Origin of the sequence: Phocaeicola barnesiae DSM 18169 = JCM 13652, assembly GCF_000374585.1 — a bacterium.
Taxonomy (GTDB): domain Bacteria; phylum Bacteroidota; class Bacteroidia; order Bacteroidales; family Bacteroidaceae; genus Phocaeicola; species Phocaeicola barnesiae.
The window spans coordinates 192,476-207,148 of the sequence record NZ_KB894644.1; the positions used below are offsets into that span (position 1 = coordinate 192,476).

14 protein-coding genes are annotated in these 14,673 nt (G+C 50.9%); 6 read left to right on the plus strand and 8 right to left on the minus strand.

The genetic code is table 11. The features are described 5' to 3' along the window. The first annotated feature begins 6 nt into the window (after positions 1-6). Positions 7-495 (plus strand): Cys-tRNA(Pro) deacylase, encoded by a 489-nt coding sequence (gene ybaK, locus C510_RS0103140; protein WP_018709887.1) that lies wholly within the window; start codon positions 7-9, stop codon positions 493-495. Between the two features lie 76 nt (positions 496-571). Here the strand turns inward: ybaK and C510_RS0103145 are convergent, their stop codons facing one another. The 7 genes from C510_RS0103145 to dnaN all read right to left on the minus strand — a co-directional run bounded on the left by C510_RS0103145 (position 572) and on the right by dnaN (position 8,896). Then, positions 572-1,360 (minus strand): M48 family metallopeptidase, encoded by a 789-nt coding sequence (locus C510_RS0103145; RefSeq protein WP_018709888.1) that lies wholly within the window; start codon positions 1,358-1,360, stop codon positions 572-574. Positions 1,361-1,589: 229 nt separating this feature from the next. After that, positions 1,590-3,287, minus strand: a complete 1,698-nt coding sequence (locus tag C510_RS0103150) for a tetratricopeptide repeat protein (RefSeq protein ID WP_018709889.1) — start codon at positions 3,285-3,287, stop codon at positions 1,590-1,592. Between the two features lie 20 nt (positions 3,288-3,307). Next, positions 3,308-4,060: a 23S rRNA (guanosine(2251)-2'-O)-methyltransferase RlmB gene (rlmB, locus tag C510_RS0103155; protein ID WP_018709890.1), complete on the minus strand. Its 753-nt coding sequence runs from the start codon at positions 4,058-4,060 to the stop codon at positions 3,308-3,310. 18 nt (positions 4,061-4,078) lie between these two features. Further along, positions 4,079-5,755 (minus strand): DNA repair protein RecN, encoded by a 1,677-nt coding sequence (gene recN, locus C510_RS0103160; protein WP_018709891.1) that lies wholly within the window; start codon positions 5,753-5,755, stop codon positions 4,079-4,081. 22 nt (positions 5,756-5,777) lie between these two features. After that, positions 5,778-6,974, minus strand: coding sequence for a bifunctional phosphopantothenoylcysteine decarboxylase/phosphopantothenate--cysteine ligase CoaBC (coaBC, locus tag C510_RS0103165; RefSeq protein ID WP_018709892.1), 1,197 nt, complete (start codon positions 6,972-6,974; stop codon positions 5,778-5,780). 3 nt (positions 6,975-6,977) lie between these two features. Then, positions 6,978-7,754: a 3'-5' exonuclease gene (locus tag C510_RS0103170; RefSeq protein WP_018709893.1), complete on the minus strand. Its 777-nt coding sequence runs from the start codon at positions 7,752-7,754 to the stop codon at positions 6,978-6,980. A gap of 17 nt (positions 7,755-7,771) precedes the next feature. Then, the gene (gene dnaN / locus C510_RS0103175; protein ID WP_018709894.1) at positions 7,772-8,896 is read right to left on the minus strand and encodes a DNA polymerase III subunit beta; all 1,125 of its coding nucleotides are present in this window, start codon (positions 8,894-8,896) and stop codon (positions 7,772-7,774) included. 185 nt (positions 8,897-9,081) lie between these two features. On the opposite strand from dnaN, the gene C510_RS0103180 reads away from it, so the two are divergent. Then, positions 9,082-9,465 carry a DUF3127 domain-containing protein gene (locus C510_RS0103180; protein ID WP_025892171.1) on the plus strand — a complete coding sequence of 128 codons (384 nt, stop codon included), beginning with the start codon at positions 9,082-9,084 and terminating at the stop codon, positions 9,463-9,465. An 85-nt stretch (positions 9,466-9,550) separates the two neighbouring features. On the opposite strand, the gene rho is transcribed toward C510_RS0103180, so the two are convergent. Next, complete coding sequence (gene rho, locus C510_RS0103185) at positions 9,551-11,518, minus strand: transcription termination factor Rho (RefSeq protein ID WP_018709896.1); 1,968 nt, start codon at positions 11,516-11,518, stop codon at positions 9,551-9,553. 317 nt (positions 11,519-11,835) lie between these two features. On the opposite strand from rho, the gene C510_RS0103190 reads away from it, so the two are divergent. From C510_RS0103190 to C510_RS0103205, 4 genes are all read left to right on the plus strand, one after another. After that, positions 11,836-12,213 (plus strand): RidA family protein, encoded by a 378-nt coding sequence (locus tag C510_RS0103190; protein WP_022339437.1) that lies wholly within the window; start codon positions 11,836-11,838, stop codon positions 12,211-12,213. Positions 12,214-12,323: 110 nt separating this feature from the next. After that, entirely contained in the window at positions 12,324-13,529 is a 1,206-nt protein-coding gene (locus C510_RS0103195) for a hypothetical protein (RefSeq protein WP_022339436.1), read from the plus strand. 6 nt (positions 13,530-13,535) lie between these two features. Next, positions 13,536-14,261, plus strand: coding sequence for an MBL fold metallo-hydrolase (locus C510_RS0103200; RefSeq protein ID WP_018709899.1), 726 nt, complete (start codon positions 13,536-13,538; stop codon positions 14,259-14,261). 18 nt (positions 14,262-14,279) lie between these two features. Then, positions 14,280-14,660 (plus strand): VOC family protein, encoded by a 381-nt coding sequence (locus C510_RS0103205; RefSeq protein ID WP_018709900.1) that lies wholly within the window; start codon positions 14,280-14,282, stop codon positions 14,658-14,660. The last annotated feature ends 13 nt before the right edge of the window (positions 14,661-14,673 follow it).

Here is a 14,673-nt window from a genome sequence, read left to right on the forward strand (position 1 = left end):
AGGATTATGGCAAAAGAAAAGATTGCGAAGACCAATGCAGCACGGCTGCTGGACAAGGATAAGATAGCATACGAACTGGTTCCGTATGAGGTGGACGAAAATGATTTGAGTTGTGTACATGTGGCGGCCAGCCTGGGAGAGAATATCGAGCAGGTATTTAAGACGCTGGTCCTGCACGGCGACAAGTCCGGTTATTTTGTCTGTATCATACCGGGCGAACATGAAGTGGATTTGAAGATGGCATCCAAAGTTTCGGGCAACAAGAAATGTGACCTGATTCCGATGAAGGAACTGCTGCCGTTGACCGGATATATCCGTGGAGGCTGTTCTCCCATCGGCATGAAGAAACATTTCCCTACTTATATTCATCATACTTGTATGGATTTCCCGTTCATCTATGTCAGTGCCGGTGTGCGGGGACTGCAGGTCAAATTGGCTCCGGCCGATTTGATTCAGGTAAGCCAGGCTTCGGTCTGTACGTTATTCGGAGAGTAGGAAAAGGGAGTTATCGGTTCATGAAAAATCCGTATCGGGACGCTGGTATACAGGTTTCCGATACGGATTTTTTGTGTCAGTATTTGGCCTTGATTTCTGGCAGGGCCTTCTGGATGTCGCTGATTCGGCGGCTGTCACTGGGGTGTGTACTCATGAATTCCGGTACACTGCCTTGACCGTTGGCTGCCATCTTCTGCCAGAAAGTGACGGCCTTGTCCGGGTTGTATCCGGCAATGGTCATCAGTACCAGTCCCATGTAATCGGCTTCCGTCTCGTGTTTGCGGGAGAAGGGGAGTACAACACCGTATTGGGTACCGATGCCGTATACTTGTCCGGCAACGGTCTGGATGGCGGTACTTTTGTTTTCCAGGCCTTTGCTCAGCAATTGGGCACCGTATTGGGCCAGCAGTTGCTGGCTGATGCGTTCGTTGCTATGTTTGGCTACGGCATGGGCAATTTCATGTCCCAACACTACAGCCAGTTCATCGTCCGAGGACACCAGTTTCATCAGCCCTTCGTACACCACAATCTTGCCTCCCGGCATACAGAACGCATTCACTTCGTCATTCTTAACCAGATTGAATTCCCATGCGAAGTTGCTGATTTCGGAGGAAAGTCCGTTCTGCCTCAGATAAGTTTCGGTGGCTGCCGCAAGTTTTTTCCCTACTCGGGTGACCATGGCCGACTGAGTCGTGGAGGTAGAACGGGTAGCTTCCTGCATGTATTCCTTGTATTGAGTCAGACTGGAAGACAAAACGTCCTGGTCGGAAACCAGAAGCAGTTGTTGACGCCCGGTCAGGGGAACAGTGCCGCAACCTGCCAGGAAGAGGAGGACGGCCGTTGAGAGGATTCCAAGTCTTTTCATAGAAATAAGTGTTTCAGTTCATTGCTATAAATGTACGTTATTTTCGGGTAAGTTGTTCTTTTGTCTTGATTTTTCTTGCATAGAAACAATCGAGCGTTCCGATTTCTTTCCGGTTTCGGCTTATTTTAGATTTGTTATATGATTTTTAATGCAGTGCCAGTCGGTATAAACGAAAACATGCATGACCGTTTCCAGTCATGCATGTATTGAGAATGAAGAATGTTGTTGCTTATTTGCTGTATTTCTGAATCAGGCTTTCGGCTACGGTATCTCCCAGTTCCTTCGCCTTCTGAAGATTTGCCAGTCCTTCCTTTTTCTTGTTCTGTTGAACCTGGCAATAGCCTAGCATACGGTAGGCGGCAGCACTCTGGCTATCCAGCGTGAGGGCTTGTTGGAGTGCTTTGATGGCTTCGTCTATCTGATTGACACGCATGTGGACACCTCCTTTTTCCACCCAATATTCCACGTTCTTCGGTTCCAGTTCCACAGCTTTGTTGATGTCATTGATAGCTTGCTGGTACATGCGCCCCTGTACTTCAGACTGTTCGCGGATATAATAGAACTCGGCATTGACCTGTCCCAGCATGGCATCATAAAAAGCGGTATAGTCGGTTACGGCTTCGCGGTGTTTTCCGGCTGCAGCCTTGAAACGTCCACGTTCAAACAGGAAAGCAGCCGCTTCCTGACCGTAAGGCTGGTTGTATTTGGCTACGGCACTATCCATCAGGGCGATGATTTCTCCATAGTTTGGCTCCGGCATCAGCTCCTTGGCTTTGGCCGCAGAGTAATAGCTGGCAGCCGAGCCCACCGGTGTGCGGCTTAGGGCTTCATAACTGGCAGCTGCTTCGGCATATTTCTGCTGGGCAAAATAAATGTCTCCCTGTACCTGATAGTAGAGTCCCTGTGCATCCGAAGCGAGTGCCTGGTTGATCTCTTCCAAGGCTTTGTCCAGGTTCCAGTTGCTGTAACCCTGTTTGTCGCCTAAGCCAATGTTGTAGTTGTATAACAGTTTGGCAAAGTTATAATGAGCTTCTGCCTGGTTTTCGGATACTTCAAACATGCGTTTGATATCTTCTTCGGCCAACGGGGCTTTCGAAGCGTCTTCGGTGCCCAGGTAAAAAGTAGCCCGGCGCAGGTAACCTTCCGCATTGTTCGGGTACTGGCTGATGAAATCATTCAGCAGTGCCAGGTATTCTTCGGGTGTCTTTTGGGTAGAGGAAACATACAGGTAGACCAGTGCTTGGGATTCATCGGCTGGAAGTCCTTTCTTGATGCCGATACTGTTCAAGGTATAGTCGTTTCCGGAGAGCGCGTTGATGCTCAATCCCTGAGCGTAGCCGATTCCGATGGCATAACTTTCCTTGCTTTCCGCATCCGCATTCTTCTGGATGAGCCCGATGACTTCGCCGTTACCGTTCATGACCGGACAACTGACCGTCTTTTCGGTGGTCTGCATGTTCAGGGTGTAGTAGAACGAGTTATCGATGGTATCTACCCGGGCTACGGTACCGTTCTGTCCGGTAGCGGCTTTCTGGGTGGAATACGGAAGCAGGTAAACGGTTTCGCCTACCTTTGCTCCTTGTGAGGCAGGTTGAAGGGCTTCCGTCTTCTTGTCGACGGTAGTCTGGAATTTGATGACATCGTACATGTCGTTGGCTCCCAAAATGGAAGTGACGGGCAGTTCTTTACCGTCGGCAGTGACTATCACCGCATGGTCGGCTCCCTTGAAGAGGGAATAGTCGGATACGGCGGTTCCGTCGGTGTTGATATAGAATCCGTTTCCGGTATTCAGAATCTTGTTGTCTGCGCTGTATGTAATGACAGAAAATACGGATTTTTTGGCTTTACCGGCCCATTTGGGTAACTCCTGGGCCATACCAACCTGGAGAGCAAATCCGCAAGCGAGTAATAAAATGGTTCGTTTCATAGGAGTTCGTTGGTGTTGGGTTATTCTTCGTTGGAAAATCCACGTTGTTTGACTGCTTCATAAATCAGGATACCGGCAGCCACCGATACGTTCAGTGATTCAATGGTACTGAACAGTGGTATCTTTATCCATTCGTCGCAAAGCGCCAGGTGTTCGTAAGGAACGCCGGTGTCTTCGGCACCCATGATGATGCAGGTCGGTCCCTGATAGTCGGCCTTGGTGTAGTCGTAATCTCCTTTTTCGGTAGCAGCCACAATCTTGAATCCGCTGTCTTTCAGGAAACGGATAGTCTGTGTGATGTTGTTCTCGCGGCATACCGGCAGGGTATGGAGGGCACCGGCCGAGGTCTTGATGGCATCGGCGTTTACGCTTACACTGTTTTTGGAAGGCAGGATGATGGCATCTACACCGGCACATTCGCAGGTACGGGCGATGGCTCCGAAGTTACGTACATCGGTCACGCCGTCCAGCAGAATCAGCAACGGGTTCTTGCCCTGTTCAAACAGGAAAGGAACGATGTCTTCCGTGCGTTGGTAAGTAATCGGGGAGATGAACGCCACGACTCCCTGGTGATTTTTTTTAGTAATACGGTTGATGCGTTCTACGGGAACCCGCTGTACCGGGATGAAGGTATCTTTCAAGGTGGCGAACAGTTCTTTCGACAAATCGCTCTGGATGTCTTTCTTGACTAATACCTTGTCTATTTCTTTACCGGCCTGTATGGCTTCGATGACGGCTCTGACGCCGAATATCATTTCATTCTTTTCAAACATAATCTTTTTTTATTGGGGTTAAGATTGGGGCTGACTGTATCCTAACAGTGCCCGTGCATTGTTCATGGCGGCTTCGGTCAGGGTAGCTCCGCTCAGCATGTGGGCGATTTCCTGCACACGTTCTTCATCGGAAAGCCGTCGGATGTGGCTGTTTGTACCGGTTTCGGTATCTTCCTTGTATACCTTGTAGTGGGCAATACCCCGTGCGGCAATCTGCGGCAAATGGGTGATGCTGATGACCTGCCGGTTCTGGCGTCCCATGTCCTGCATGATGAGTGCCATCTTTTCGGCGATGGAGCCGGATACTCCGGTATCGATTTCATCGAAAATGATGGTAGGCAGTTTCACCGCTCCGGCTATCATGGCTTTCAGCGAGAGCATGACACGGGCGATTTCACCTCCCGAAGCGATGGAGGCCACGTTCTGGAGCGTGCCGTTCTTGTTGGCAGAGAACAGGAAAGTGACACTGTCCATACCTTTGGCATCGGGTTCCTTGCGTGGACTCAGTTCTACGGCGAAGCGTACATTGGGCATTCCCAGCGGTACCAGCAGCGATTCCATCTGGCTTTCAATGTAGCGGGCGCTTCGGGTACGGACTTCGGTCAGGACTTCCGCTTTCTGCAGTACAGTCTGATACAGTTCCTGCTGCCTGTTCCGTAGGGCGGCTATCCGTTCGTCGAAAGACGTGATGGCGTCCAGACGCATCCGATAGTCGGCTGTGAGGGCTATCAGTTCCTCTACAGACTTGACGTGGTGTTTCTGCTGCAGGGTATAGATGAGATTCAGTCGTTCGTTCACGAAATCCAGCCGGGCCGGATTGAACTCCACGGCTTCCTGGCTGCCGGAAATTTCGCGGGCCAGGTCCTTCAACTCGATGTAGCAACTGTCCAGACGTTCCAGCCATTCCTGGGCCGGAGGGTATACCTTCGATACGTTTTGTAAAGTCTGTATACATTCTTTGGTCAGGGCCAGCGTTCCGTTCTCGTCACCGTCCATCAGTTGTCCGGCCTTATATAGCCCGGCCAGGATGTCTTCCGCATGGCTGAGCGTTTCCGCCTCCTGTTCCAGCGAAACCTGTTCGCCGGCCTGCAGGTTGGCTTCTTCCAGTTGTTCCAGCTGGAAGCGGAGGTAATCTTCATCCTGCCGGCTCTTTTCGGCCTGAACAATAAAATCTTCCAGGTCGTGACATACCTGCCTGTATTCCCGGTAGCTTTTCTGATAGTCGGACAGTTCCTTTTCATCCTGCGCCAGGATGTCCAGAATGTTCAGCTGGAACCCTTCTTTGTTGAGCAGCAGGTTCTGGTGCTGACTGTGTACGTCAATCAGTTTTTCGCCCAGTATCTTCATCTGCGACAGCGAAGCCGGCGTATCATTGATGAAGGCGCGGCTTTTCCCGTTGGCAGATACTTCCCGCCGGATGATGCATTCCTCTTCGTCGTATTCGATGTCGTTCTCGGCAAAGAAGTCTTCCAGTCCGTAGGTCGCTATCCGGAACCGGGCTTCGACGATACACTTGGTCGCGCCGTTCTTGATGGCTTTTACGTCGGCCCGCTGGCCCAGCAGCAGTCCGATGGCTCCCAGAATGATGGATTTTCCGGCACCGGTCTCGCCGGTAATGACCGAAAAGCCCGGTGTAAAGTCAATGTCCAGTTTGTCAATCAGTGCGTAGTTCTGTATATAGATAGCCTGTAGCATAACTTTTTTCTTTGAATGTGTCTCAACTGAATAGGGTTGTCAACCGGTCGATGATGTCGCAAGCCACTTCCTTTTTCTCCTTCAGTGGGTAAGGGGTAGTTGCCTGACGGTCGATAATGGTGATTTTGTTGGTATCGCAACGGAATCCGGCTCCTTTGTCGTTCAGAGAGTTGAGCACGATGAAGTCGAAGTTCTTCCGGTTCAGCTTGTCCTGTGCGTGGGCTACCTCATCGGTAGTTTCCAAGGCGAAGCCTACCAGTTTCTGGTGCGCCTGTTTCTGTTTTCCCAGGGCGGCGGCGATGTCGTGGGTCGGTTTCAGCCGGAGTACCAGGTCGTCCTTCTCGCGCTTGATTTTCTGTCCGGCAACGGTTTCTGGGGTGAAATCGGCTACTGCCGCACAGAGAATACCGGCATCGGCGTCCGCATAGGCCGAAACGGCAGCTTCATACATCTGTTCCGCGCTTTCCACATCGATGCGGTGGATGTTCGGGTGGGTGACTTTCAGGTTGACCGGTCCGCTCACCAGAGTCACTTCGGCTCCCCGTTCGGCACAGACTTCGGCCAGGGCGTACCCCATTTTGCCGGAGGAGTAGTTGCCGATGAACCGTACCGGGTCAATCTTCTCATACGTGGGCCCGGCTGTAATCAGAATCTTCTTGCCGTTCAGTTGCTGTTGCCGTTCGAAAAAGGCTTCCAGTTCTTCGATGATTCTTTCCGGTTCCTCCATGCGTCCTTTTCCTACCAGGTGGCTTGCCAGTTCGCCCGATGCCGGTTCGATGATGTGGTTGCCATACGAGCGCAGGATATCGAGGTTATGCTGGGTAGCCGGGTGGGCGAACATGTCCAGGTCCATGGCCGGTGCGATGAAGACCGGCGCTTTCATGGAAAGGTAGGTGGTGATGAGCATGTTGTCGGCAATGCCGTGAGCCATCTTGCCGATGGTAGAGGCCGTGGCAGGAGCTATCAGCATGACATCTGCCCACAGGCCCAAATCCACGTGACTGTGCCACGTACCGTCCCGCTGGGCGAAGAATTCGCTGATGACCGGTTTGCTGGTCAGGGCAGAGAGGGTGACCGGCGTAATGAATTCCTTGCCTGCCGGTGTGATGACAATCTGCACTTCCGCTCCTTTCTTGATGAGGCCCCGTGTCAGTACAGCAGCCTTGTAGGCAGCTATACTGCCGGTAATCCCCAATACGATTTTCTTTCCTTTTATCATAGCTTATTTTACCAGGCTGCTTTCACGCAGTCTGATTTTTGTCAAAACATTTTTGGTATTCAGAGTAAAGTCGCCGTTCAGTATCCAGCCGTAATAACCCGGGTCCCGCTGGAGGACTTCCGATACAGGCATACCTTTGTATTTCCCGAAGTTGAAGACCTCCACTCCTTTTTCGTCGTATACGATACGTCCGGCGAAGTCCACGTTCTTGGAATAGCTGGAGTATTCGCAGAGGAAGTTGATGTCGTTTTCGAGCACATCCGGATAGTGGTCCAGCTGTGCTTTCAGTACCTCGTAGGTGGCGCGGGTGTCGGCTTCGGCGGTATGTGCGTCTTCCAGATTCTTGCCGCAGTAGAACTTATAGGCGGCAGAGAGTGTCCGTTGCTCCAGCTTGTGGTAAATCACCTGTACATCGACAAACTTGCGTCGGGTCAGGTCGATGTCGATGCCGGCACGCAGAAATTCTTCTACCAGGACAGGTACATCGAAACGGTTGGAATTGAATCCGGCGATGTCGGCGCCTTCCAGGTCCTTGGCTATGTCCTTGGCCACTTCCTTGAAGGTCGGGCAGTCGGCTACATCTTTGTCAAAGATGCCGTGGATGGCCGACGATGCTTCCGGAATGTGCATTTCCGGGTTGATGCGCATGGTCTTGCTTTCTTCGTTTCCGTTCGGGTAGACTTTCAGGTAACAGATTTCTACGATACGGTCTGTATTGATATTGGTTCCGGTAGTTTCCAGGTCGAAAAATACCAGTGGGTTCTTCAGATTCAGTTTCATGGTTTTTGTATATATGATTAATCGTTCAGCATCATCGGCATCAGCAACATCAGCAGGTCTTCGTTATCTTCCTGCTGTTCTGGTACGATGACACCGGCGCGTGACGGGTCTGCCAGTTCGATGATGACTTCTTGTGCGGCGATGTTGTTCAGGATGTCAATCAGGAAAGAAGACTTGAAGCCGATGCTCATGTTGGTTCCGTCGTATTGACAGGCCAGTGTTTCTTCGGCCGAGGTAGAGAAGTCGATGTCCTGGGCCGAAATCTTCATTTGGTTTTCAGACAGGCTCAACTTAATCAGGCTGCTGGCCTGTGACGAGAAGACAGATACACGGCGCAGGGCACTGATGAAGCTGCCCCGGTCTACGATCGCTTTGTGCGGGTTGTTCGAAGGAATCACGGAGTTGTAGTTCGGGTAGCGTCCTTCAATGAGTCGGCATACCATCCGGTAATTCTCCATCGTGAACATGGCATTCTTGTCGTCGAAGCCTATCTGTACGTCTCCTTCTTCTTTCGGGAGCAGGTTTTTCAGCAGGTTGGCCGGTTTTTTCGGCAGGATGAACGCCGCTTTCTCGTCTCCCCGGGCCATGAAAGTCTTGTTGCGTACCAGCTTATGTCCGTCCGAAGCTACCAGGGTGATGCTTTCGGTGGTGATGTCGAAGTAGATACCGTTCATTACCGGGCGGAGTTCATCGTCGGCTGTGGCGAAGATACAGCGGTTTACGCCGGCAAGCAGGGTGTCGGCAGCCATGGTCACCTGTACGGCGTTGTCGCCCAGCGAAGGAGCCTGCGGATATTCGTCGGCGTTTTGTCCCATCATGCTGTATTTACCGTTCAAATACTCGACCGTGATTTCCAGATTGTCCATGTTTATCTGGAAACTCAGCGGCTGTTCCGGAATTTCCTTCAGGGCTTCCAGCAGTGTTTTGGATGAAACGGCGAAACAGCCTTCGCCTTCGTAGTCGCTGACTTCGATGGAAGTAGACAGGGTCGTCTCGTTGTCGGAAGCGGTCATGGATAAGGTTCCGTCCTGCATTTCAATCAGGAAGCAATCCAGGATAGTCAATGAGTTTTTAGAATTGATGACACGACTGATAGCCTGTAGATGGCTGAATAACGATGTACTTGAAACTATAAACTTCATGGTTCTGATATATTAAAATTTTTCTCTTTTTAGTCTGCAAATGACGAATCTCTGCCCATCCGCAGAGGCTCTATTTAACTGCCAAAGTTACGAAAAGATTGTGGATGGGTTGCAAAAAAAGAATGAAAAATTAGTTTACTTCTTGAGAAAGCCGTAAATTCGTCACCAAATTAAAATAACAGCTTATGGAATTATCAGGTAGAGTAATTGCCGTTCTTGAGCCTCGTGGAGGTGTTTCACGGAACGGTAACGAATGGAAAGTACAAGAGTATGTCATCGAAACACACGACCAGTATCCGCGCAGAATGTGCTTTGATGTGTTTGGGGCAGACAAGATACAGCAGTTCAATATCCAGATGGGTGAAGAGTTGAATGTATCTTTCGATATTGATGCGCGCGAATGGCAGGGACGTTGGTTCAACAGTATCCGTGCCTGGCGGGTAGAACGTGTCAACCCGAACGCGCAGGCTGCGGGGGTTCCGCCGGTAGAGGCTCCGTTCCCGCCGATGAATGCGGCTCCGGCTCCTGATTTTTCGGCCGGCAACGAACAGGATGACCTTCCTTTCTGATTCTGCTGACACGAGGTGAAGGCATAAAAAAAGCTCCACGGGTTTCCGCGGAGCTTTTTTTATGCAATGTATCGACGAGCACTCGTTACGAGTTCATGCTCATCAGGAATTCTTCGTTGTTTTTGGTGCGTTCCAGCCGTTGTTTCACATCGGTCATGGCTTCTACCGGATTCATGTCCGACAGGTAGTTGCGCAGTACCCACATGCGGTCCAGCGTGGTCTTGTCCAGCAGCAGGTCGTCGCGGCGGGTGCTGGATGCCACGATGTTGACAGCCGGGAAGATACGCTTGTTGCTGAGGTTGCGGTCCAGTTGGAGTTCCATGTTACCGGTACCCTTGAATTCTTCGAAGATGACTTCGTCCATTTTTGAACCGGTGTCAATCAAGGCAGTAGCGATGATGGTCAGTGAACCTCCTCCTTCGATGTTACGGGCAGCTCCGAAGAAGCGTTTCGGTTTGTGCAGGGCGTTGGCGTCCACACCACCGGAAAGTACCTTGCCCGATGCCGGCGATACGGTGTTGTAGGCACGGGCCAGTCGGGTGATGGAGTCGAGGAAGATAACCACGTCGTGTCCGCATTCCACCATGCGTTTGGCCTTTTCGAGAACGATACCCGCAATCTTGACGTGGCGTTCTGCCGGTTCGTCGAAGGTAGAGGCGATAACTTCAGCATTGACGCTGCGGGCCATATCTGTTACTTCTTCCGGTCGTTCGTCAATCAGCAGCATAATCATGTACACCTCCGGGTGGTTGGCTGCGATGGCATTGGCGATGTCTTTCATCAGGATGGTCTTACCGGTTTTCGGCTGTGCTACAATCAGGGCACGCTGACCTTTACCGATGGGGGCGAACAGGTCTACGACACGGGCCGACAGGTTGTCGTTGAATCCCTTGCAGAGCTGGAATTTCTCATCCGGGAACAACGGAGTCAGGTGGTCGAACGGAATACGGTCGCGTACTACGGCCGGGTCCAGTCCGTTTATCTTGAATACTTTAACGAGCGGGAAATATTTTTCGCCTTCTTTCGGCGGGCGGATGGTTCCTTCCACTACATCGCCGGTCTTGAGACCGAATAGTTTGATTTGTGACTGCGATACGTAGATGTCGTCCGGCGAAGACAGGTAGTTGTAGTCGGAAGACCGGAGGAATCCGTATCCGTCGGGCATGATTTCCAGAACGCCGGTTCCTTTCAGGATGTCGTCAAACTCGTAAGGCTTTTCTGCCGGTTTGGCCGGTTCTGTTTCTGCCGGGGTCTGGGGCTGTGTGTAAGAGGCCTGGCTCTGGTTGTTCGAAGCGGTATACGGCTGGTTGTTCTGTCCCTGTTTGTTCCGGTTGTTTCCGGAGCGTTGCTGGCGCTGCTGGTATTTGTTGTTCTTGTTCTCCTTGGAAATAGGGTTCGGTATCGGATTTTCCTTTTTGGTAGCCTCGAATTTTCCGATCAGTTCCGAAGGTATCTCGAATTTTTCAGAAGGAAGGTCTTCGATGGGGATGAAATCGCCGCTGTTGGACAGGTCAAGAGGAGGGAGTTCCATATCGTCGTCGATGGGTACCGGAACCGGTTTTTCCGGTTTTTCCTGTTCCTCGTTCGCTGCTTTTTCCGAGGTTGTCTTGTTTTTCGAACCCGGTTTGCGGCCGCGTTTGGCTTTCGGCTTGTCTTCGGTAGCTTCGGCTGGTGCTGCAGCAGGTTCCTCGGCCGGTATGTTTTCAGGTTGTGGGGCTTCTGCCGGGTTGATTTCCTCTTTGAATACGGGGATTGGTGCCGGCAAGGCCGGTGTGTTTGCCTCTAATTTTTGTGCCTTGTCTTTAGTAGCTGTATAGACTTTGTCCCCTTCTTTCTTAACACTGATACGTGAGCGTTTGCGGGGCTCTTTGCGGTTGTCGTCGGATTTAGCTGCTACTGTTTTCTTGGTTGCCTCTACGATGGCTTGTTCATCCAGGATGCGGTAAACCAGTTCTTCCTTGCGCAGAGAATCTGTTTTTTCCAGGCCCAACTCTTTGGCTATCTGCTGCAATTCAGATAAATCCTTGTCATTTAGTTGAATGATGTTATACATAAGTATAATAATAATGTTGTAAAAAGATTATGTAATTGATTGGCGCACAGACAAGGTATGTACACGAACGTGCCGGGACAATGTCTGGTTATCCGTCAATAATTACAATATTTAATTTGATGTATTTTAAATTGAATTATTTGGAATGCGGTAAGGGAGCGTATCTGTCTCCGCTTTACCTTTGTGCGTACAAATATAGTGTTTTTTGGAATACTAAAACAGATTCTTCCGCTTTTTTTTCATAATTCTGTTTCTGTTTGAAAGAAAAGTGTTAATTTAGCCGTGCAAAAAGAATTCCATCAATTAAAATGACAGACATGAAAAAAGTAATCTTTACAGAAAAGGCTCCTGCTGCCATCGGACCTTACAGCCAGGCAGTTGAAGCGAATGGAATGGTGTTCCTTTCCGGCCAGATTCCCGTTAATCCGGCTACTGGCGAAGTGGTAGAAGGAGGCGTCAAGGAACAGACCACTCAGGTGTTCGAAAATATCAAGAATGTATTGGCTGAAGCCGGTCTGACTACAGCTCATATCGTGAAGACGACTGTCTTCCTGGCAGATATGTCTTTGTTCGCAGAAATGAATGCTGTATATGCCAATTATTTCGAAGGCGATTTCCCGGCTCGTTCGGCTGTGGCTGTAAAGGCTTTGCCGAAGGGTGTACTGGTAGAAATTGAAAGTATCGCTGTCAGATAACTGTCGGGTAAGAACAGACATTTGTAAGAGTTGGAAATAGGGAAAAGGTGCTGCCCGGCGGTACAGACTCCCTGTTTTCAACTTTTTATGTATCATCTAATCCATTTGTCATGAAACTGAACTTGACTGCGCTGATACCCGCCAGCCGGTGGAAACTGGTGTCGGCGGTGCTGGCGCTCATCATCATCCTGTGTGTGGGAACCTTTATATATAGGTATGAGCCGTTCGGTTCCCGGTTTGAAATCACCAACGAGTTGGGAGGGAACATATTTCCGGTGACCATCCTTTCCACGGCGACCACCGATGCCGATATCATTGTTCCGGCCGACACTACATACCTGGGGAATCCCAAGTCCTGCATTGCCATTAAGGTGAAGAATCGGGGGACGAACAGCAAACTCCGGATAGAGGTGGCCGAAACTCCTTTCTTCGCCCGTTCCGTATCGGAATTTATTCTTCCCGAAGCGGGGAAGGAGTATCTGGTGTTCCCGGATATCGTGTGGAATTACCAGGCCTTGCTCGATAATGTGCAGGCCATGCCCGTGGGAGTGTCTGTCCAGGCTACCCTGAACGGCCGTGAGCTGGGTAGCCGTGTACATACCTTTTCCATGCGGAGCATCAACGAGTGCCTGCTGGGTTACATAGACAGCCGCATGAAGTTCCACGATACCGGCAAGTTCTTTGCCGCATACGTGAATGAGGATAATCCGAAAATCAGTCAGGTGCTGCGCGAGGCTCTCGATTCGCGGATTGTCAACCGCTTCTGGGGGTATCAGAGCAAGGACCCGAAGCTGGTGGACAGACAGGTCTATGCTCTTTGGTATGTGCTGCAGAAACGCGGCTTCCGCTACAGCTCGATTTCCAACAGCAGCCTGTCATCGAACGTGGTCTTCACGCAGCGGGTACGTACCTTCGACGATGCTCTGGAGTCGGCACAGATCAATTGCGTAGATGGCAGTGCCCTGTTCGCTTCGCTGCTGAAGGCCATCAACATCAATCCTATCCTGGTGCGTGTACCGGGCCACATGTTTGTGGGTTATTACACGGACCGTTCTCACTCCAACATCCATTTCCTGGAGACATCCCTCATCGGTGACATCAACCTGGACGATTTCTTCCCGGAAGAGAAGCTGGACTCCACCATTGTGGGGCTCTCGCAGGAGAAGATTTCCGAAATCATGTTCGAGAAATCGAAGGAGTATGCTACCCATATCTATCAGGAGAATGAAGCACTGATTCATTCGGGAAAAGTGAATTACATGTTTCTGGAAATTGATAAGGTAACACGAGCCTACGTACAGCCTATCGGTAAATAAGCGTTTATGGAATTGATTTATTTGTATCACAGCGGCTTCGCCCTGCTGGGCGAAGGATGGACGGTAATCTTCGATTATTACGAGGATTCTGCTGCCGGGAACGAAGGAGTGTTGCACCGGGAGCTGTTGGAGCGTCCCGGATGTTTTTATGTTTTGGCCAGCCATGCCCATGCAGACCATTTCAACCGGCAGGTTCTGGCGTGGCGGGAGAAGCGTCCCGATATCGTTTATCTTTTTTCGACGGATATCTGCGTCGGAGAGATGCGGCAGGAGAAAGGAATTCATTGGTTGGCTCAGGGAGAGACCTGGCAGGACCGGCTGCTGCGGGTGAAGGCCTTCGGTTCGACGGATGTCGGTGTCTCGTTCCTGGTAGAGGTGGAAGGACGCCGCATCTTCCATGCCGGCGATCTGAACAACTGGCACTGGATGGAGGAAAGCGATGAAGCCGAATGGAAGGGGTATGAACGGCATTTCCAGCACGAGCTGGCCATACTGGCGGCAGAAGTTCCCTGCCTGGATGTCGCGATGTTTCCGGTCGACCCCCGGTTGGGGAAAGAGTATATGCGTGGCCCCCGGCAGTTTGTAGAACAGATAAAAACTACTATCTTTGTACCGATGCATTTCGATGAGGCCTATCAGGCTGCGGCGGCTTTCCGTCCTACGGCTCAGGCCTGTGGCGCGGAAAGTCTGTTGCTGGAACATCGGGGGCAGCGAGTGAATCTTTTTGAATAACCCTAAAAAACAAGTGTCATGAAAGTAAAAGGAAGGTTTGACCATTTCAATATTAATGTGACGGACCTGGAGCGTAGTATCCGGTTCTATGAGACCGCTTTGGGACTGCACGAGGCTTCGCGTAAGCAGGCTGCCGACGGTTCGTTTATTCTGGTGTATATGGCCGATGATTTCGGAAAGTTCCTGCTGGAACTGACCTGGCTGCGCGACCACACGGAAGCCTATGAACTGGGCGAGAACGAAAGCCATCTGTGCCTGCGTGTAGAAGGCGATTACGAGGAAGTCCGCCGGTTCCATAAGGAGATGGGATGTGTCTGCTTCGAGAACGAGCAGATGGGGCTTTATTTCATCAACGATCCGGATGACTATTGGATTGAAATACTTCCGGTTAACGAATAAAGGAGGAGGCTTA